Origin of the sequence: Flavitalea plasmicola, from assembly GCF_030546645.1 — a bacterium.
Taxonomy (GTDB): Bacteria; Bacteroidota; Bacteroidia; order Chitinophagales; family Chitinophagaceae; genus Puia.
In genome coordinates this window covers 351,930-368,208 of sequence record NZ_JAUOTO010000001.1, presented here as the reverse complement: position 1 = coordinate 368,208, position 16,279 = coordinate 351,930, and the positions used below count along the sequence as shown (strand labels likewise).

The following is a 16,279-nucleotide window of genomic DNA, read 5'->3' as shown; positions in this document are numbered from 1 at the left end:
AAAGGGGTCATTTCGGCCCCTTTTCCTATTTTTATAACTACGACCAGCATATGAAGAAATTACTATCCATCCTCGCCGCCCTACATTTGATGACCATGGCCAATGCCCAGCAACAGGAGATCCCGTTATACGATGGAGCGATCCCCAATTCGAAGCCCACTAAAGACTTAGAAAAGGCCGAAGGCGCCAATAAGCTAAGCCTTAGTCTGGTGAGCCGACCGACCCTGAAGATCTATTTACCGTCAAAAGAAAAGGCCACAGGCATGGGTATCGTCGTGGTGCCCGGGGGAGCATATCACCATCTTGCCATGGGACATGAAGGTGTAGAGATAGCGGAAAAGCTGAATGAGATGGGTATTGCGGCCTTTGTGCTGAAGTACCGGCTGCCCAGCGACGAAACGATGGTCAACAAAGAAATAGGGCCCCTGCAGGATGCACAGCGGGCCATCCAGCTGGTGCGGCAAAATGCCGGCAAATGGGGGGTGGACACAGGACGCGTAGGCATTATCGGCTTCTCGGCAGGCGGCCACCTGGCTTCCACGGCGGGCACCCATTTCAGCAAGGCCTACATCGACAATCCGGATAATATCTCCTTGCGCCCCAACTTTATGATCCTGATGTATCCCGTCATCAGCTTCTCCGACAGCATTGCGCATCGTGGTTCCCGGGAGAACCTCATCGGCAAGGCGCCTTCTCCGGAAAAGATCAGGGAATATTCCAATGAATTACAGGTGACCCCCGCCACACCTCCTGCGTTCCTGATACATGCCGGGGACGACCAGGTAGTGCTTGTGGCCAACAGCATCCATTTCTATGAGGCATTGCAGCAGAATGGCGTACCTGCGGAGATGCATATCTATCCCCATGGCGGCCATGGTTTCGGCCTGCATAACAATACGACAAAGGACCTTTGGTTCGACAGGCTGATCACCTGGCTGGGAGATAATGGATGGATGAAGCGCTAAGCTGATCTACAAAGGAAGCCTTTTGGCCCCGGGGTCGACTGCGAGCATAGGATAATCCAGGGGCAGCAGATTGCAGATCTTTTCCGATTGTGCCCAGTACCCCGATGCCAGCACGTTCTCCGCGGGGAAATAATTGCCACTGCCATCGATCTCCACAGGTGATGGCGTTGTAAGCCTCAGCTCCGACAGCCAGTGGTCATACGTGGTGGAGAGGTCCTTGAAATATTTGACATAGAGCGCACCGGGGAAGAATAAGCTCCTGGAACCGCCCGGGATATCTTTGACCAATTCAGCTGTGTCGGCCCGGACCACCTGCAGCAATTGATCGGACTGTTTCAATATCCTCCAATAATAATGAAGGGAATCGTCAGGATAAGTGCCAGCAGGCGCTTTGGGATCGAACACTTTCTTTACCCTTTCTTTCTCTGCGTTGGGAATGCGTATCGTCTGCTCGACGAGGAATCCCTGTTCCGCCAAGCTGCCTGCGTAGAGGCTTTGCACAAAATGATGCATTGAGCCGAGGTAGGCTTTTTTCCTTCTTTCTTCCCATCGACGTCGCTTATTTTCCTCTCCATCTGACATTTCCCTGAACAAGGGGTAGCCTTTGTACAATACAACATCTGTCTTCATATCATAGGAAAAGGCTTCCAGCTGGTATTGCAGATCGTAGCCCAGCGCCTTGTTATGTATGATAAGAGGAGCTGTGGCAGATACCGTCAGTTTCCTGTTCTTCATGGAATAATGGAAGCGAAGCGCCTCTTTGTTGAGGATCTGGCAGGAAGAGGCATTTTCCGTTGTGCCGATGAAATTGTTCAGGAAGAATTTGCCCCACTGCCGCCAGCCGTCCTTCAGATAGGCTTCCACTGTAAGGGAAGAGAGTTCTGAGGCATTTTGCCGCAGGCGGATCTCCAGCTCCGATGGCAGGCTGTCGCTGCTGATGCGCAGTGTATAGGTGTCATAACCTATGGCCGAAACGATGAGATCCCACTTGCCGTGCGGAATCCTTTTAAGCAGGAATGTCCCGCTTTCCGTCGTAGCGGCGCCAATAGAAGAAGTATTAAGGTAAACGCTGCCGCCGGAGACCGGTTTCCCCGTGATCGCATCCATTACGGTTCCGGACAGGCTTTGGGACCAGGTGGAAAAAATCGACCCTATTATGAACGCAATAAGGGATAAAGTCTGTTTCATGGAAAGTGCTCCATGAATGTACGTCTTATTCCAGTCCGAACAACCCCTTGTTCAGCAGCTGTAAGGTCTGCGTCTTGTGGCTCGAAGGGATCAGCAGCGATACATTATGCCTGCTGCCGCCATAGCTCACCATACGAACGGGCACGGGTATCAGCGCCTCGAACAATTTCGCAAGGACATCCTGCGTCAGGGCGATCTCGTTGCCGACGATGCTAACGATGCTGTGATTGTCTTCCACCTCGACGTTGCCGAAAGGCTCCAGCTCCTTTACGATGGCTTTCAGGTCCGCCGCAGTATCGATGGTTACGGATACGGCTACTTCCGACGTGGTGATCATATCAATGGGGGTGCGGTATTTCTCGAATACTTCGAAGATCTTGCGCAGGAAGCCATAAGCAAGGAGCATGCGGCTGCTGCGGATATTGATGGCGATGATGCCATCCTTGGCGGCGATGGCTTTCACACCTACCGAACCTGCCTCTTCCGTGATCAGCGTGCCTTTTGCTTCCGGCTGCATGGTGTTCAGCAGCTTTACCGGCACTTTATAGAACTGGGCGGGCCAGATAGACGCAGGGTGAAGGATCTTCGCACCGAAATAAGCCAGCTCGGCGGCTTCTTCAAAGCTCAGCTGCTCGATAGGCACTGTCTTCTTCACGACGCGGGGGTCGTTGTTATGCATGCCGTCGATGTCCGTCCATATCTCACAGACAGATGCATTGATCGCTGCGGCGATAAGAGAGGCGCTGTAGTCGCTGCCGCCTCTTTTCAGGTTGTCCACCTCTCCGCGGGCGTTGCGGCAGATGTATCCCTGGGTGATAAACAGCGTTTTGTCCCGATGCTGCTGGAGGAGGTGTCCCAGCCGGGTCTTGATGCTGTTGACCTGGGGTTCGTCATGGCTATCGATGCTCATGAATTCCAGGGCGGGCAGCAGCACATGGTCGATGCCGTTCTCTTCCAGGAAGACGGAGAAAAGCTTGGTGGACAGCAGCTCTCCCTGGGCCAGGATATCTTTGTTCAACGCTTCGCTGAAAGAGATCCGCAGGATGATGGTAAGGAATTCGAAATGCTCGGCAACGATGGCCTTCGCTTTGGCAAGGGCTTTTTCACTCTTGACCAGATCACGGATGAACGCCTGGTAATGGGCTTCCAGCTTTTCTATCTGCTGACGGGCGGCATCCCGGTCCCCGGAGGCAATGGAGTTGCCTATTTCCACGAGCGAGTTGGTGGTGCCGCTCAGTGCGCTTAGCACGACGATCGTAGGCTCGGTATCTTTGGTGATCAGCTGGCTTACCTGGCGCATACGTTCGGGCTTGCCGACGGAGGTGCCTCCGAATTTCATGACCTTCATCTGGAATTATTTGTCTTTTTTAATGGTCAGATGGAATGCTCACGCATTTCATCATTTCTGTTTTTGGGATGGCAAAGATACGGGCTGATGGATTAGAAAATTTCAAATTATCGAACCAGGAGGACCGTTCCCTTCGACAGCACCTCTCCCTGGATCGTTTTGCCTTTTATGACATACACGTAAGTGCCTGCTGCGCAGGCCTGGCCATTCCGGGTTCCATCCCAGCCTGTGCCGGCATGGCGCGTACTGAATACTTTATTGCCCCACCTGTCGTAGACGGAGAACTCTTCCAGCTCCAGGGTGACGAAAGGAGGGATCCGGAATAGGTCGTTCCTGCCGTCCCCGTTGGGTGTAAAACTGTTGGGAAGGACCAGCTTGTAAAAGACCCTGACCGCTATATCCCCATAGACGGGGCAGCCTTCCATGGAAAATGCCGTAAGGTGGAAATCCGTCGTCGCAGTCATCGCGACTGTCAGGGGTGTCAGCGCAGCGGGGTTGATCAGGGCATCGGCGGGGCTCCATTGCCAGGACTGTGCATTCCCCTGTATGCTGGCCTGAAGAACGATCTGCCGCCCCGGCAGTATCGTCGTATCGGCAAAGGGCAGCACGATCTCAGGCACCTTCCTCACCGAAATGGTCAGCGGACCGGAGGTCACCGGCTGACCTGTCCTGCAGGGCGTATTGCCGGGATCCAGCGCGCAGCTGACAATATCGCCATCCTTTAAATGTGCATTTCCATATGTATCGCTGCTGACACCCGTCCTGGCTCCGTTGATCATCCACTGATACGAAAAGCCCGCGCCCACGTCCTGCGCTGTTGCCTTGAAAACCACGGAATCGCCCGGGCAGATGGGATTGGCAGAAGCCGTCACCCGGATCGTGGGTGGGGCATCCGGAACGATGTCTATATGGATGGGAACGGATGTCACCGGGGGAACGGTGCTGCAGATGTAGGTGGGATCCCCTGTCAGCCGGCAAGCCACCTCGTCGTTATCCGCCAGGCCCGCAGCGTCATAAGTATCTGAATTATTCCCCACGGGACTGCCATTCAGCAGCCATTGATAGGTGGGGTGATCTCCGGCGTTGGTGACAAAGGCGGTGAACTCCGCCGTATTCACGCCGCAAAGTATCGTTGACGGTGTGGATATGCTGATGGAAGGCGAACTGGCCGATAAAACCCGGACGGTCACGGCATTGCTCGTGAAGCCACAGGTCCCGGCTGCTGCGATGGTAAGCTCACAGGCTACTTTGTCCCCGTCCGACAACCTTTTGGTGACGTAGGTGTCCGAATTACCGCTGACGGGACTCCCGTTCACGCTCCATCGGAAAGTGCCGCCGCTGGCATTCGTCACCCGGGCCGTAAAGGTGACAGCTTGTCCGGCACAGACAGGATTAACGGAAGCAAGAACGGTCATCGGGGGCAGGGCAGGTGGCGTCAATATTTTGCGGACGCGGTTATTCAGCATTTCGCTAAAACAGATATTACCCTGGCCGTCGAGGGCAAGCCCCATGGGGTAATTGATGCGGGAAGCCGTGGGCGTTACGCAATCCGGTCCCATACCGGTGACACCATCGCCTGCAACGACAGTGCCGGCGCCGGTCTGAAGATCCACGCTGATCACCTGGGCGCCCGTCATGTCCGACACGATGAGATGGCCCAGGCCATCTACAACCACGTCCATTGGCTGTGTCGTGGGGATATTGACAGGAACATGGGTGATGAGCCCGGTCACGGGATCGATCTTACTGACCCCTCCATACACACCGCCTGCAGCGTAAAGTTCGCCTGCGGCATCGCAGGCCAGTCCCGGGGGGCTGCCGCCATAGCCCGTGATATCGCCGGGCTGGCCGGATCCGGCAACGGTAGTTATGATCCCTGAGGAAAGGTCCAGCCTGCTGATGAGCAAATGGGTAGGCGTTCCCGCATTGGTCTCCGGCTGGGAGATATACAGGTGTCCGGCCTGATCCACTGCAATTCCGAATGGCACAAGCCCGCCATTAACAGCCAGTCCACCGTTGACATAGTTCGCGGTGCCATTGCCCGCAATGGTGGTAATGATCCCGGTGGCAAGGTCCACCCTGCGGACGCGGAGATTTTCATAGTCGATGACAAACAGGTGATTATTCTTATCAGCACATACCCGCAGGGGGTGATTGAGCCGTGCACTAACGGCAGGACCTCCATCCCCGGAAAAACCGTTGTTACCGCCGGAGCCTGCGATCGTACTGATATCTCCCGTGACGGCATCCACCTTGCGTACGCACTGATTGCTGAAATCGGCAATGTACATATTGCCTGCAGGGTCAAAGCAGATCCCCAGCGGGAAGTCCAGCCCTGCGTTTAGCGCAGGCCCTCCGTCACCGGAAAAAGCAGGAACGCCCGTGCCTGCGATCGTACTGACCACTTTCTGGCTGAAAACGGGGGCCTGAAAAAGTAGCAGGCCCTGGATAATAAGTATTCGGAGTGCAGCAGTGCAAAATAAGGATCCAGGCAATTTCCAGGGAGACATAAGACGCCCAAAATAGACAAAAAAAGCAGGAAATGAAACCCGGTCAGTAAGCCGGAAATTCCACTCCTAACTTTTCCGCCAGACCTTTCAGGTCGGCTACCACGGGGGCGAGCAGCGGTATGCCGATGGTGAGCCGCTCGGCCTCCATTTCCCGCTCGGGATCTCCCGGGATGAGCACTTTCTCCTGGCCGGGCGCCGGTGTAGCACTGCGAAACCGGCGGATCCAGTTGTCCATATGTTCCTTGAACTCGGCGGCAGGACGGAACGCATCGATGCGCATGGCGCCAAAAAAATGACCGATACCCTTGCCAGGCATGCCGGTGGGCATGGGAACAAAGGCGGGAAAAGGAGGTACCCAGGGACCGTAATTCGCGCCGCTGAGAACGGCGGAAAAAATATCCACCACGGCGCCCAGCGCATAGCCTTTGTGGCTGCCATGGTCACGGTCGCCGCCCAGCGGCAGCAAGGCGCCGCCTGTCTTCAAAGCATGTGCATCCGTTGTGGGATTGCCATCCTTATCCTGTATCCAGCCCAGGGGGGCCTCTTCATTTTTTCGTTGGAGGATCTCCAGTTTGCCGTTGGCAGCCGTAGTGGTGGCCAGGTCGGCTACAAATGGCGGCTCTTCCCCTGCGGGCACGGCCACGCAGATGGGATTGGTGCCCAGCATGCGCTCGATGGAAAAAGTAGGCGCTACCAGGGCGCTGGCATTGGTCATGGCAATACCGATCATATCCTCACGGACGGCTTGCAGCGCATGATAGCCGGCGATGCCGAAATGATTGGAATGCTGCACGCTGACCCAGCCCGTACCCACGTTCTTCGCCTTTTCGATGGCCACCTGCATGGCAAAGGGCGCCACCACGAGCCCCAACCCGCCGTCTCCATCTATCACTGCCGTAGAAGGCGTTTCGTGGATGATCCGGATATTGGGTGTAGGATTCGCTCTGCCTGCCTCCCATAAGCGCACATAACCGATGAGGCGGGCCACGCCATGGGAATCGATGCCCCTGAGGTCCGCGCTCAGCAAGGCGACGGCGGCTGTACGCGCGTCTTTTTCCGGGCAGCCGATCTTAGTAAAGATGTTTATCGTAAAAGACAGCAGGTCCTCGTAAGGAAAGAAAAAGGCTGTGTTGGCGCCTGCTGTCAGAGATGGATCCTGCTTTTTTTGGTGTTGTGGCATGAGAGTGGTTGTAGGTCCGCAAAGATCGGGAAAAAGCGTCAGCCCTCAGGCCTCCTTCAGCTGCATATTCACTGCATCCCAATGCACGATCTTCCGTTGAAAATAGCTTTCATTCGCCATCAGGCAGGGGGCCGCGGCACGGAACCCGAAAATGGGATCTTCCACCACAGGGCTGCCGGTGCGTACGCCCTGGAAAAAATTTTTAAAATGCTCCACGTGCTCGTCAAAACCTTGGGGTAATTTGTAGACTGTGGGTTCGGCGTCGACGGTATTTTGCTGATCCGATGTCCAGCGCTGATCATACTGCCGTCGCAGCTCGTCCTGCATGGCTTGCGGATAGGTGGTCAGGGCATCCCATCCTCCTATGCCCGGGGCTGCCGGCATTTTATGGTGCCGGATGGTAAATCCATCGTAGCCCATGTCCAACACGCCTTCCGAGCCAAAGAACTTAACGCTGCTGGTCTCGCCCTGGCCGCTGATGAAGTTCACCCGAAGCATCAGCTCGAAAGCAGGATGTTCCTTCGTATCGGGGTAATGCATGATGGCGGTCATCACGTCAGGCACGTCGCGGCCATCCTTCCAGTAAGCCGTCTGACCCGTGGAAATGATTTTCTCGGGCCCCTTCGAACCCGTGATCACATGGATACCCGACAGGAGATGTACGAAAAGATCGCCTGCCACGCCGGTGCCGAATGCCCGGTAATTACGCCACCAGAAAAACTTCTTAGGATCGTAAGGCTGGTGAGGGGTGCCGGCAATATAGCCGTCCCAATCCACCGTAGCGGGAGAGGCATCCGTAGGCATGGTGTATTCCCATGCTCCCAGCGCGCTTTGGCGGTCGAAACTGGCTTCGATGCAAGTCAGCTGGCCGATGGCGCCGGCCCTGTAGCGTTCTGCCGCCCTGGCATAAGCGATGCTGCTGACCCGCTGGCTGCCGACCTGCATGGTCTTCTTAGAGCGCTGCCAGGCGGCTATCAGCGGAAGGCCCTCCTTCAGCTGGTGTACCATGGGCTTTTCACAGTAGACCGATTTACCCTTTTCCAGCGCTGCCGTAGCGATACGTGCATGCCAGTTGTCGCTGGTGGCGATGATGACTGCGTCGATGTCCTTGCGGTCCAGGATCTCCTGGTAATGGCGGGTGGTGAAAAGGTCCTTCCCCTGCACCTCTTTGGCCCTTTGCAGCCGGCCGGTGTAGAGATCGCAAGCCGCCACCCATTCCACGCCGGGCACTTTCAGCGCGGTGCTGATATCGTTGAAACCCATGATGCCCATACCGATGACGCCTACGCGGATGGTGTCATTAGCCGCGAAGGCAGGAAGGGCGCCTGTGGACAGGAGGAGGGAAGCGCTTTCTTTGAGGAATTGGCGGCGGGAATTCATATAGCGAGTCGTATTTGAGAAGCTCCAGCCCCTGACGGGGCTGGAGCTGGTGATTAAAGTTTAGACGTCTGCTCTTTAAAGTACTTCTCCGTGGCGATCACATCGGGCACATTGTTGTACCAGTTGTTCTCTCTTTCGATGGAGAACATACCTGTATTGAACTTCTGACGATTGAGCTCCCTGAAGATCGCAGGGAAATCGATCTTGCCCGTGCCGACTACCAGGTCATTTGCTTTCGTGTTACCGACGGAGTCGATGTCTTTAAGGTGGAGCCCGAAAATATGTCCTTCCAGCTTTTTCAGGCATTCCACGGGATCCAGGCCATTACGTGCCCAATGTCCTACGTCTGCGCAGGAGCCGATGTTGGGATGTCCCTGCACTGCGGCGAGCACAGAGTCAGGATGCCAGTATGGATTGGGCTTAGGATGGTCGTGTATGGCTACTTTGATGCCATAGGCGCCTGCCAGGCTGTCGATGGCGCCCCATTGGTCTTTCAGGGGCTCTGCCGTGATATAGCTAAGACCGAACTCTTTGGCAAGATCGAAATATTTTTTCCACTCGTCGATCGTCTTTGGCGTAATGACACCCATTGCCACAATGCTGATCCCTTTAGACTGGAGAAGGTCTTTCACTTTCTTCTTTTCGTCCGCCGTCATGTCCGTACCGAACTTGCCTTTCATACCGCCGCCCAGGTCCTGGCCGGGAAAAGCTTCCAGGTATTTGATCCCCGCGCTGTCAGCCTTGGCGATGGCTTGCACGAAAGGAACAAAATGGAATGTCCATAATTGAACGCCGATCTTCCAGTTGGCGGCGACGGAAGGGGAATCGACAGGTTTGGTGACGGAATCTTTCGCTGCATCGGCGGCCGGCTGGCTTCCGCAGGAGCTGAGGATCACAAGGACAGAGAGGCAAGGCAATAATACGTGCATCTTCAATTTCATGATGAATAGTTTGTATGGTCCAAAAAATAGAGAGCTCAAATTAAGGGTTTTTTTAGATTTACAGTATGAACGTCATAAAGCGATCGCTGGCTGCGGCCATGTTGTTGACATTTATACAAGTTGCTGAAGGACAAACCCGGAGGGAAGACATCTATTCCGCGTCGGTACTCTATCAGAATCGTGTATCGCTGGAGAAAGACCTGCGGGAGCGCATCACCGGCAGGAACATGAGCCTGGCGCTGGACAGCAACACAGAAGATAAATATTTGTCCGCCTGCTGGGCCATCGCTCAATTCCTCATTTACACCCCGCAGGTGGAGCACGGACTCGACACTTTATTCAATGGCTATTCCACTTTATCCTACGATACAAAGAAGGCTTTGCTGGAGGCCACTTACGCCGTTGCCCCAAAACGTTATATCCCGGCTATACAGCAAGTCCTGGAGCAGGAAGAGGACCCAAAGCTCTTTTCCATGTGCGCCGTTTATCTCTATCGCGCCGACACCAGCACGGAGAACAGCAATGCCCTGAAGATCCGGATGGTGGAAAAATTTCCGGGCTATGATTCGATGGCGGTCCTGCAGGAGCTGGCGGCGTACCTGAGCTATCATGGGCAGCTGGTGAAAAAAAAGACACCGGACCTTTCGTCCCTCTTTGCTTACCAGCGTGCGCGCAAACAAAAGACGATCTATTCTTTCCAGCGATGGAGCAGGGATTATCCCGGACTGGCCGTCGTGCAGGATGAGAACGGAAAATTCGTTCGTGATGCGCAGGGCCGGCTGCAGGTATTCCAGCAGCTGGCCCGGTCGGGCTCCGACCTGCCTTATTTCATAACGGATGGCAGCACGCCGCAGGGAGTATACAGCATCCGGGGTACGGACGTGTCGAGGGTCAATTTCATCGGTCCGACCACCAATCTGCAGCTGCTGATGCCTTTTGAAGGAACGTGGCGTCGATACTTTCAATTGGATGATGATACTGCGCTGGTGGAGGAGACGATCGATTCTTCACGGTTATACCAGGAACTCCTCCCCTCCGACTGGCGAAACTATGCACCTATGATGGAGGCCTGGTCGGCCGGACACATCGGCCGGACGGAGATCATCGCCCATGGCACCACCATCGACCCGGAATATTTTAAGGACAAACCTTTTTATCCCCTGACACCGACGATGGGCTGCCTGTGCGCGAAGGAGCTATGGAATCCCACCAACGGCCATCCGCTGGTGAGCGAGCAGCTCAACCTCGTCAGTGCCTTTTTGTCCACGCCTGGAAGAAAAGGATATTTGTATGTCATCAATGTGGATGACCGGCACACGCCTGTCAGCAGGGCGGAAGCAGAGGCATGGGTGTCAAAATGGGAAGGAAAATCTGTACCTTTAGTGCATTAACCACTCAGATTGCTTGTGAATAATATCCCCACACACGAGGAGAAAGGGCTGCTGGCCCTTGCAGCCAAAGGTGATGAAGCCGCCTTTCATGCATTATTTACCCATTACAGGCATAAGGTGTATCATTCAGCGCTGCGGCTGCTGCAGTCGGCCAGCCACGCGGAAGATGTCTTGCAGGAGGTTTTTATGAAAATTTGGGTCGGTCGTGAAAAACTTCCTGAAATAAATTGCTTCAGCGCTTACCTGGCCACCATCACCCGCAACCATATTTACAACGCCCTGCGTAAGTTGGCCAATGAAGAATTATTATTGGAAAAGCTGCTGACGCCGCACCCCGCGGACCGTCCCGATGCTCCCATTGAGAATCTGTCTTTAAAAGAGCTGCAGGACACCCTGCAAAAAGTGATCGCCACGCTAACGCCCCAGCAGAAAAAAGTGTTCGAGCTCAGCCGTTTGGAAGGACTGAAGCACGAGGAGATCGCCACACAGCTGAATATCTCCCGCGAGACCGTAAAAAAACATGTCTCCGAGGCATTGCGCATCGTCAGGGGACAGCTGTTGCGCCACAGACATATCCCGCAATGGAGCCTTTTGCTGATTTTTTTTCAGCATTCCTGATTTTTTCTACCCCCTTTTTTGCTCCCGTGTGTCTACCTTATTATGGACACGAGCCTTCAAAGACTTACATACCTTTTCCTTCGGCACCAAAATGGGGAAGCTACGGCGGCTGAGCGCCGGGAGCTTATGGACATCGTCCATAGAGGATCCCATGAAGCAGCCATACAACGGCTGATAGACGAAGCGATCGAAAACGCCGGTGTACCGGAACAGATCGACACGCCTCCACTGAGCGAAGAAAGCGCGGACCGGATCTTTTCCCGGATAGTGACAGCCGGGGCCCCGCGAACAGCAAAAGCACCTGTCCGCCGTATGCGCCTCCGGATCTGGTGGGCCGCAGCCGTCGTGATCCTGGCAGCCCTGGTAAGCGTTCCCTTTCTAAGGCCGCGAAAGCAATCCCCTTCCATAGCGGTCAGCACGCCGGAAAAATATGACGCAGCCCCCGGCAATAAGGCAGCTGTGCTTACCCTGGCCAATGGCCAGCAGATAGCACTCGACAGCTCCGCCAACGGCACCATCAGCCGGCAGGGCAATATGGCCGTCATCAACATGAAAGGAACCCTGGCCTACAACGCCATGAACGCTGCCGGCACTCCGGGAGAAATGGCGTACAATACCCTTTCCACGAATGCGGGCAATCAATACCAGCTGGTATTGCCGGATGGGTCGCGGATCTGGCTGAATGCAGCCTCGTCCGTAAGATTTCCCGTCAACTTCAGCAGAAAAGAAAGGGCCATCGATATCACCGGGGAAGCTTATTTCGAGATCGCACCCGATGCCGGCCGGCCCTTTCTTGTGCATTATAAGGACATGACGGTGCAGGTGCTGGGAACGCACTTCAATGTCAATGCGTATACGGATGAAAGGTCGGTGGCTACCACGCTGCTGGAAGGTTCGGTAAAAGTGATCCGGGGCAATGATCAGACCCTGATCAGCCCGGGACAGCAGGTGCAGATGACCAATGGAACCATGAAAGTGTTGAACGACGTCAATACGGAAGAAGTGGTGGCCTGGAAGAATGATCAGTTCTTCTTCCGGAAGGCGGATATACGGACCATCATGCGGCAGCTGTCGCGCTGGTACAATATAAAAGTGGATTACGAAGGCGGCGAAATAGAAGAGCGCTTTTACGCCCGGATCCCCAGGAATGTACCCATCTCGGAAGTGCTGAAGGCGCTGTCCATGACAGGCAGCGTACATTTCAGGACGGGTGACAAGACCATCACTGTCTCCCCATAGAAAAACTTTAAGTTCTGAAAGCTAAAAAAAGGAGGTAACCATATACTGAAACAACCTATAAAAATAAACACCGGACCCTGACGCCATCAGGATCCGGCTATATCGGATTAATCCAAAACATGATCTTGACAAGACTGTTCTCCGCCGGAAAGCGGAGCAGTAATTGATTAACCCAAACTATCCAAAGTTATGGTATTGATTGCTATTTGCCAAAGACGAAGGGCAGGGGGCAACCCACTTCAAATTGCTAAAAAGATGAAACTGACGGTGGCTTTTTTAGTATGCACGATCCTACAGGTAGGTGCCAGGGGCGTTGCCCAGAAGGTGTCGCTATCCCAACAGAATGCCGCACCGGAGAAAGTATTCGCCCTCATCGAAAAACAAACGGGGTATAAGTTCATCTACACCGAAACTTTTCTCAAAAAGGCGAACCCTATCACTGTCCGTCTCCGGAATGCTCCACTGGAGCAGGCGCTGGCGGAATGCTTCTCTAACCAATCCTACACCTGGTCCATTTTGAACAGGATGATCATCATCAAGGAAAAGCCCCGGGAGAGCGCCACCCCCCGACCCGGCGTTTCCGATCTTCCGCCGCCTGCCGACGTGACAGGAAAGATCACGGATGAGAAAGGCAATCCTATTCTTGGCGCCACCGTCATCGTTAAAGCTACTGGTCAAAGCACTACTACGGACCAGGACGGCGCTTTCATCCTGAAAGGCATCGCCCAGGATGCCGTGCTCATCATTTCCTACACGGGCTATAAGACAGAAGAAATAAACCTGCGTGGGCGTCACGAGATCAGGCTGTCAATGTCCATCAATGTCAGGGCATTGAACGAGATAGTCGTCGTCGGCTACGGAACGGTGCGCAAGCGGGACCTTACCGGCTCCGTCTCCCAGGTGAAGCCAGCGGAAGTCACCAGCTATCCCACTAACAATATCGTCAACGCCCTCCAGGGAAGGGCGGCAGGCGTGCTGGTGCAGCAAAACAATGGCGCTCCCGGCGGGAACATCAGCGTCCGTATCAGGGGGGCCAACTCCATCCTGGGCGGCAATGAACCATTGTATGTCATCGACGGCTTTCCTTTTTCCGGCAACCCCACCTTCCTGCAAAATGCGGACATCGAGTCCATCGAAATACTTAAGGATGCCTCTTCCATCGCCATCTATGGCTCCCGTGGCGCCAATGGGGTCATCATCATTACCACAAAGAGCGGCAGATCAGGCAAGCCCCTGGTGGACCTGGAGACAGGCTACAGCATCCAGTCGCCCATGAAAAAGATCAAGTTGATGAATGGCCAGCAATACGCCCAGTTCTATAATGAACAAGCCGCCAATGACAATGTCGCACCTTACTTCACACAGCAGCAGATCGACTCATTTGCCAAAGGTCCCAACACGGACTGGCAGGACCTGGTGATGCACCATGCACCCATGCTGACCACCAACCTGAATATCAGCGGGGGTAATGAGCGGACCAAATTTTCCCTGTCAACAGGTGTCTTACGACAGGATGGCATAATCCGCAACAGCGATTATAACCGTTATACCCTCAGGGGCTCGCTGAACCACGACATCAGCAAGATCTTTTCCGTGTCTTACAACATCTACCTCACGCGCATCGACAGCCGGCGCCAGAATTCCGGTAGTGGCAACCGGGGCGGCGACCTCATCTCAGGCATGCTGATGGCCCCTCCCACCCTCACGCCTTACCTGTCCGATGGGTCATACAGAAGGCTGAATACCGCCTACTCCTTCATCTCGAATGTCATCGTCAATCCGCTGGTGACCATTTATAAGGTGTCCGACAAGATCAAGTCGGACAAGGTCTTTTCCAATGCGGCGCTTACCATCAAGCCCATAAAAGACCTTTCCATCCGGATCTCCGGCGGCGTGCAGAACGAGGACAACCGAAGTGATCTCTATACCGCTATCGAGCCGTCCACCAACTCCACGGGCAGCGCTACCGTGAACACCACACAAAATACCAGTTTCCTGAACGAGAATGTCGTCACCTATAATAAGACCCTTGGTGAACACCGCTTCACCTTGACGGGCGGCTTCACCTACCAGGATTACCTGTACACTTCGCTGGCGGCATCAGGCACGGGATTTCTCAGTGATGTGATACAAACGGGCAGCCTTGGATCGGCCACCACACCGGGTATTCCTTCCAGCAGCTACCAGAAATGGGGCCTGTTGTCTTACCTGGGAAGGCTCAACTACAGCTATGCCGACAAATACCTGGCGACGGTGAGCTTTCGCCGGGATGGATCTTCCCGTTACTCCGCGGGCAACAAATGGAGCAATTTTCCCTCGGCAGCGCTTGCCTGGCATATGTCCAGCGAGCCTTTCCTGAAAAGCTCCCATGTCGTGTCCGATCTGAAGATAAGAGCCAGTTATGGCGCCACGGGCAGCACGGCGGTCAATCCTTACCAGACGCTGAACCAGCTGACTTCGGGCTATACTATTTTCGGCGACGCACTGAGCACTACCTATGCTCCCAGCCAGACCCTTCCGGGCAATCTGAAATGGGAGACCACCAATGAGTTCGATGCGGGCTTCGATGCAGGATTTTTGGACAACCGGGTGCGGCTGACGGCGGACGTCTACCTTAAAAAGACAAAGAATCTTCTCAACAGGGTGCAGTTGCCCTCTTCCATGGGCTATACCACCACCTTCCAGAACGTGGGAGAGATCCAGAACAAAGGTCTGGAGATCGGCGTGGAATCGGATATTCTCAAAGGCCCCGTGAAATGGACAGTGGCTGCCAATATCTCGTTCAACCGGAATAAGGTAGTCAGACTTTACCAGCGACAGGATATATTCGGAAACGTCATCTATACAGGCAGCCTGAATGATTATGTCAACCTGCTCCGGGAAGGCCAGCCGTACGGCATCTTTTACGGCTACAAGGAGACCGGGTATACCTCCACGGGAGATATCCAGTACGAGGACAGGAGCAAGGACGGAAAGATAACGGCTGACGACAAAACCTACATCGGCGATCCGAATCCCAAATTCATCTACGGCTTCAATTCCATCGCATCCTGGAAGGGCTTCGAGCTGACGGTATTCATTCAGGGTAGCCAGGGCAATGATTTATACAACCTGAACATGGCCTCATCACTGGACCTGGGAATGGGGCTCAACCTGACACAGGACCAGTTCTACCATCACTGGACCCCTTCCAGCACGAATGCAAAATACCCGAAGGTAAGCAGGAGTCTATCCGGCAATATGTCTTCCCGTTTTGTAGAGAATGGCTCTTACCTGCGCTTCCGGAATATCCAGCTGGCCTACAACCTTCCTGTCGGCAAGTGGGGTATTGACTGGTGCAGGAACCTGCAGCTGTATGCCAGCGGGCAAAACCTGATCACCGTGACAAAATATTCATGGTATGATCCGGACGTCAACACCTATGGCGGCAGCAACTCCATCATGCCGGGAATCGATTATTATACTTACCCCACTTATAAGTCCGTGACATTTGGTATCCGGTGTGGCTTTTGATCCTTA

At 54.4% G+C, this 16,279-nt stretch carries 11 protein-coding genes; 5 read left to right on the top strand and 6 right to left on the bottom strand.

Translation table 11 applies throughout. From position 1 onward, the window contains the following. Positions 1 to 50 precede the first annotated feature (50 nt). Positions 51 to 965 (top strand): alpha/beta hydrolase, encoded by a 915-nt coding sequence (locus tag Q4E93_RS01405; protein WP_303582295.1) that lies wholly within the window; start codon positions 51 to 53, stop codon positions 963 to 965. Positions 966 to 971: 6 nt separating this feature from the next. Here Q4E93_RS01405 and Q4E93_RS01400 read toward each other — a convergent pair whose 3' ends face one another. From Q4E93_RS01400 to Q4E93_RS01375, 6 genes are all read right to left on the bottom strand, one after another. Beyond that, positions 972 to 2,153: a carboxypeptidase-like regulatory domain-containing protein gene (locus tag Q4E93_RS01400; RefSeq protein ID WP_303582294.1), complete on the bottom strand. Its 1,182-nt coding sequence runs from the start codon at positions 2,151 to 2,153 to the stop codon at positions 972 to 974. 25 nt (positions 2,154 to 2,178) lie between these two features. Continuing rightward, a complete protein-coding gene (locus tag Q4E93_RS01395) occupies positions 2,179 to 3,501 on the bottom strand; it encodes an aspartate kinase (RefSeq protein ID WP_303582293.1) in 1,323 nt (440 codons plus the stop codon). 107 nt (positions 3,502 to 3,608) lie between these two features. Beyond that, positions 3,609 to 6,011, bottom strand: a complete 2,403-nt coding sequence (locus Q4E93_RS01390; RefSeq protein ID WP_303582292.1) for a T9SS type B sorting domain-containing protein — start codon at positions 6,009 to 6,011, stop codon at positions 3,609 to 3,611. Between the two features lie 43 nt (positions 6,012 to 6,054). Beyond that, positions 6,055 to 7,191, bottom strand: coding sequence for an Ldh family oxidoreductase (locus tag Q4E93_RS01385; protein WP_303582291.1), 1,137 nt, complete (start codon positions 7,189 to 7,191; stop codon positions 6,055 to 6,057). Between the two features lie 45 nt (positions 7,192 to 7,236). Next, on the bottom strand, positions 7,237 to 8,571 hold the full coding sequence (locus tag Q4E93_RS01380; RefSeq protein ID WP_303582290.1) for a Gfo/Idh/MocA family protein: 1,335 nt from the start codon (positions 8,569 to 8,571) through the stop codon (positions 7,237 to 7,239). 53 nt (positions 8,572 to 8,624) lie between these two features. Next, positions 8,625 to 9,512 (bottom strand): sugar phosphate isomerase/epimerase family protein, encoded by an 888-nt coding sequence (locus Q4E93_RS01375; protein ID WP_303582289.1) that lies wholly within the window; start codon positions 9,510 to 9,512, stop codon positions 8,625 to 8,627. A gap of 65 nt (positions 9,513 to 9,577) precedes the next feature. Between Q4E93_RS01375 and Q4E93_RS01370 the strand changes: the two genes are divergently transcribed. The 4 genes from Q4E93_RS01370 (at position 9,578) to Q4E93_RS01355 (ending at position 16,273) form a co-directional block, all read left to right on the top strand. Further along, entirely contained in the window at positions 9,578 to 10,903 is a 1,326-nt protein-coding gene (locus Q4E93_RS01370) for a hypothetical protein (RefSeq protein WP_303582288.1), read from the top strand. A 15-nt stretch (positions 10,904 to 10,918) separates the two neighbouring features. Beyond that, entirely contained in the window at positions 10,919 to 11,521 is a 603-nt protein-coding gene (locus Q4E93_RS01365) for an RNA polymerase sigma factor (protein ID WP_303582287.1), read from the top strand. A gap of 42 nt (positions 11,522 to 11,563) precedes the next feature. Continuing rightward, positions 11,564 to 12,760, top strand: coding sequence for a FecR family protein (locus tag Q4E93_RS01360; protein WP_303582286.1), 1,197 nt, complete (start codon positions 11,564 to 11,566; stop codon positions 12,758 to 12,760). 255 nt (positions 12,761 to 13,015) lie between these two features. Continuing rightward, positions 13,016 to 16,273 carry a TonB-dependent receptor gene (locus Q4E93_RS01355; protein ID WP_303582285.1) on the top strand — a complete coding sequence of 1,086 codons (3,258 nt, stop codon included), beginning with the start codon at positions 13,016 to 13,018 and terminating at the stop codon, positions 16,271 to 16,273. Positions 16,274 to 16,279 lie beyond the last annotated feature (6 nt).

Excerpts from the sequence above, each read along its gene's own strand:
- Q4E93_RS01390 (WP_303582292.1), bottom strand. The coding sequence starts at position 6,011 with ATGTCTCCCTGGAAATTGCCTGGATCCTTATTTTGCACTGCTGCACTC.
- Q4E93_RS01355 (WP_303582285.1), top strand. The coding sequence starts at position 13,016 with ATGAAACTGACGGTGGCTTTTTTAGTATGCACGATCCTACAGGTAGGT.
- Q4E93_RS01385 (WP_303582291.1), bottom strand. The coding sequence starts at position 7,191 with ATGCCACAACACCAAAAAAAGCAGGATCCATCTCTGACAGCAGGCGCC.
- Q4E93_RS01360 (WP_303582286.1), top strand. The coding sequence starts at position 11,564 with ATGGACACGAGCCTTCAAAGACTTACATACCTTTTCCTTCGGCACCAA.
- Q4E93_RS01370 (WP_303582288.1), top strand. The coding sequence starts at position 9,578 with ATGAACGTCATAAAGCGATCGCTGGCTGCGGCCATGTTGTTGACATTT.
- Q4E93_RS01380 (WP_303582290.1), bottom strand. The coding sequence starts at position 8,571 with ATGAATTCCCGCCGCCAATTCCTCAAAGAAAGCGCTTCCCTCCTCCTG.
- Q4E93_RS01405 (WP_303582295.1), top strand. The coding sequence starts at position 51 with ATGAAGAAATTACTATCCATCCTCGCCGCCCTACATTTGATGACCATG.
- Q4E93_RS01400 (WP_303582294.1), bottom strand. The coding sequence starts at position 2,153 with ATGAAACAGACTTTATCCCTTATTGCGTTCATAATAGGGTCGATTTTT.
- Q4E93_RS01395 (WP_303582293.1), bottom strand. The coding sequence starts at position 3,501 with ATGAAGGTCATGAAATTCGGAGGCACCTCCGTCGGCAAGCCCGAACGT.
- Q4E93_RS01375 (WP_303582289.1), bottom strand. The coding sequence starts at position 9,512 with ATGAAATTGAAGATGCACGTATTATTGCCTTGCCTCTCTGTCCTTGTG.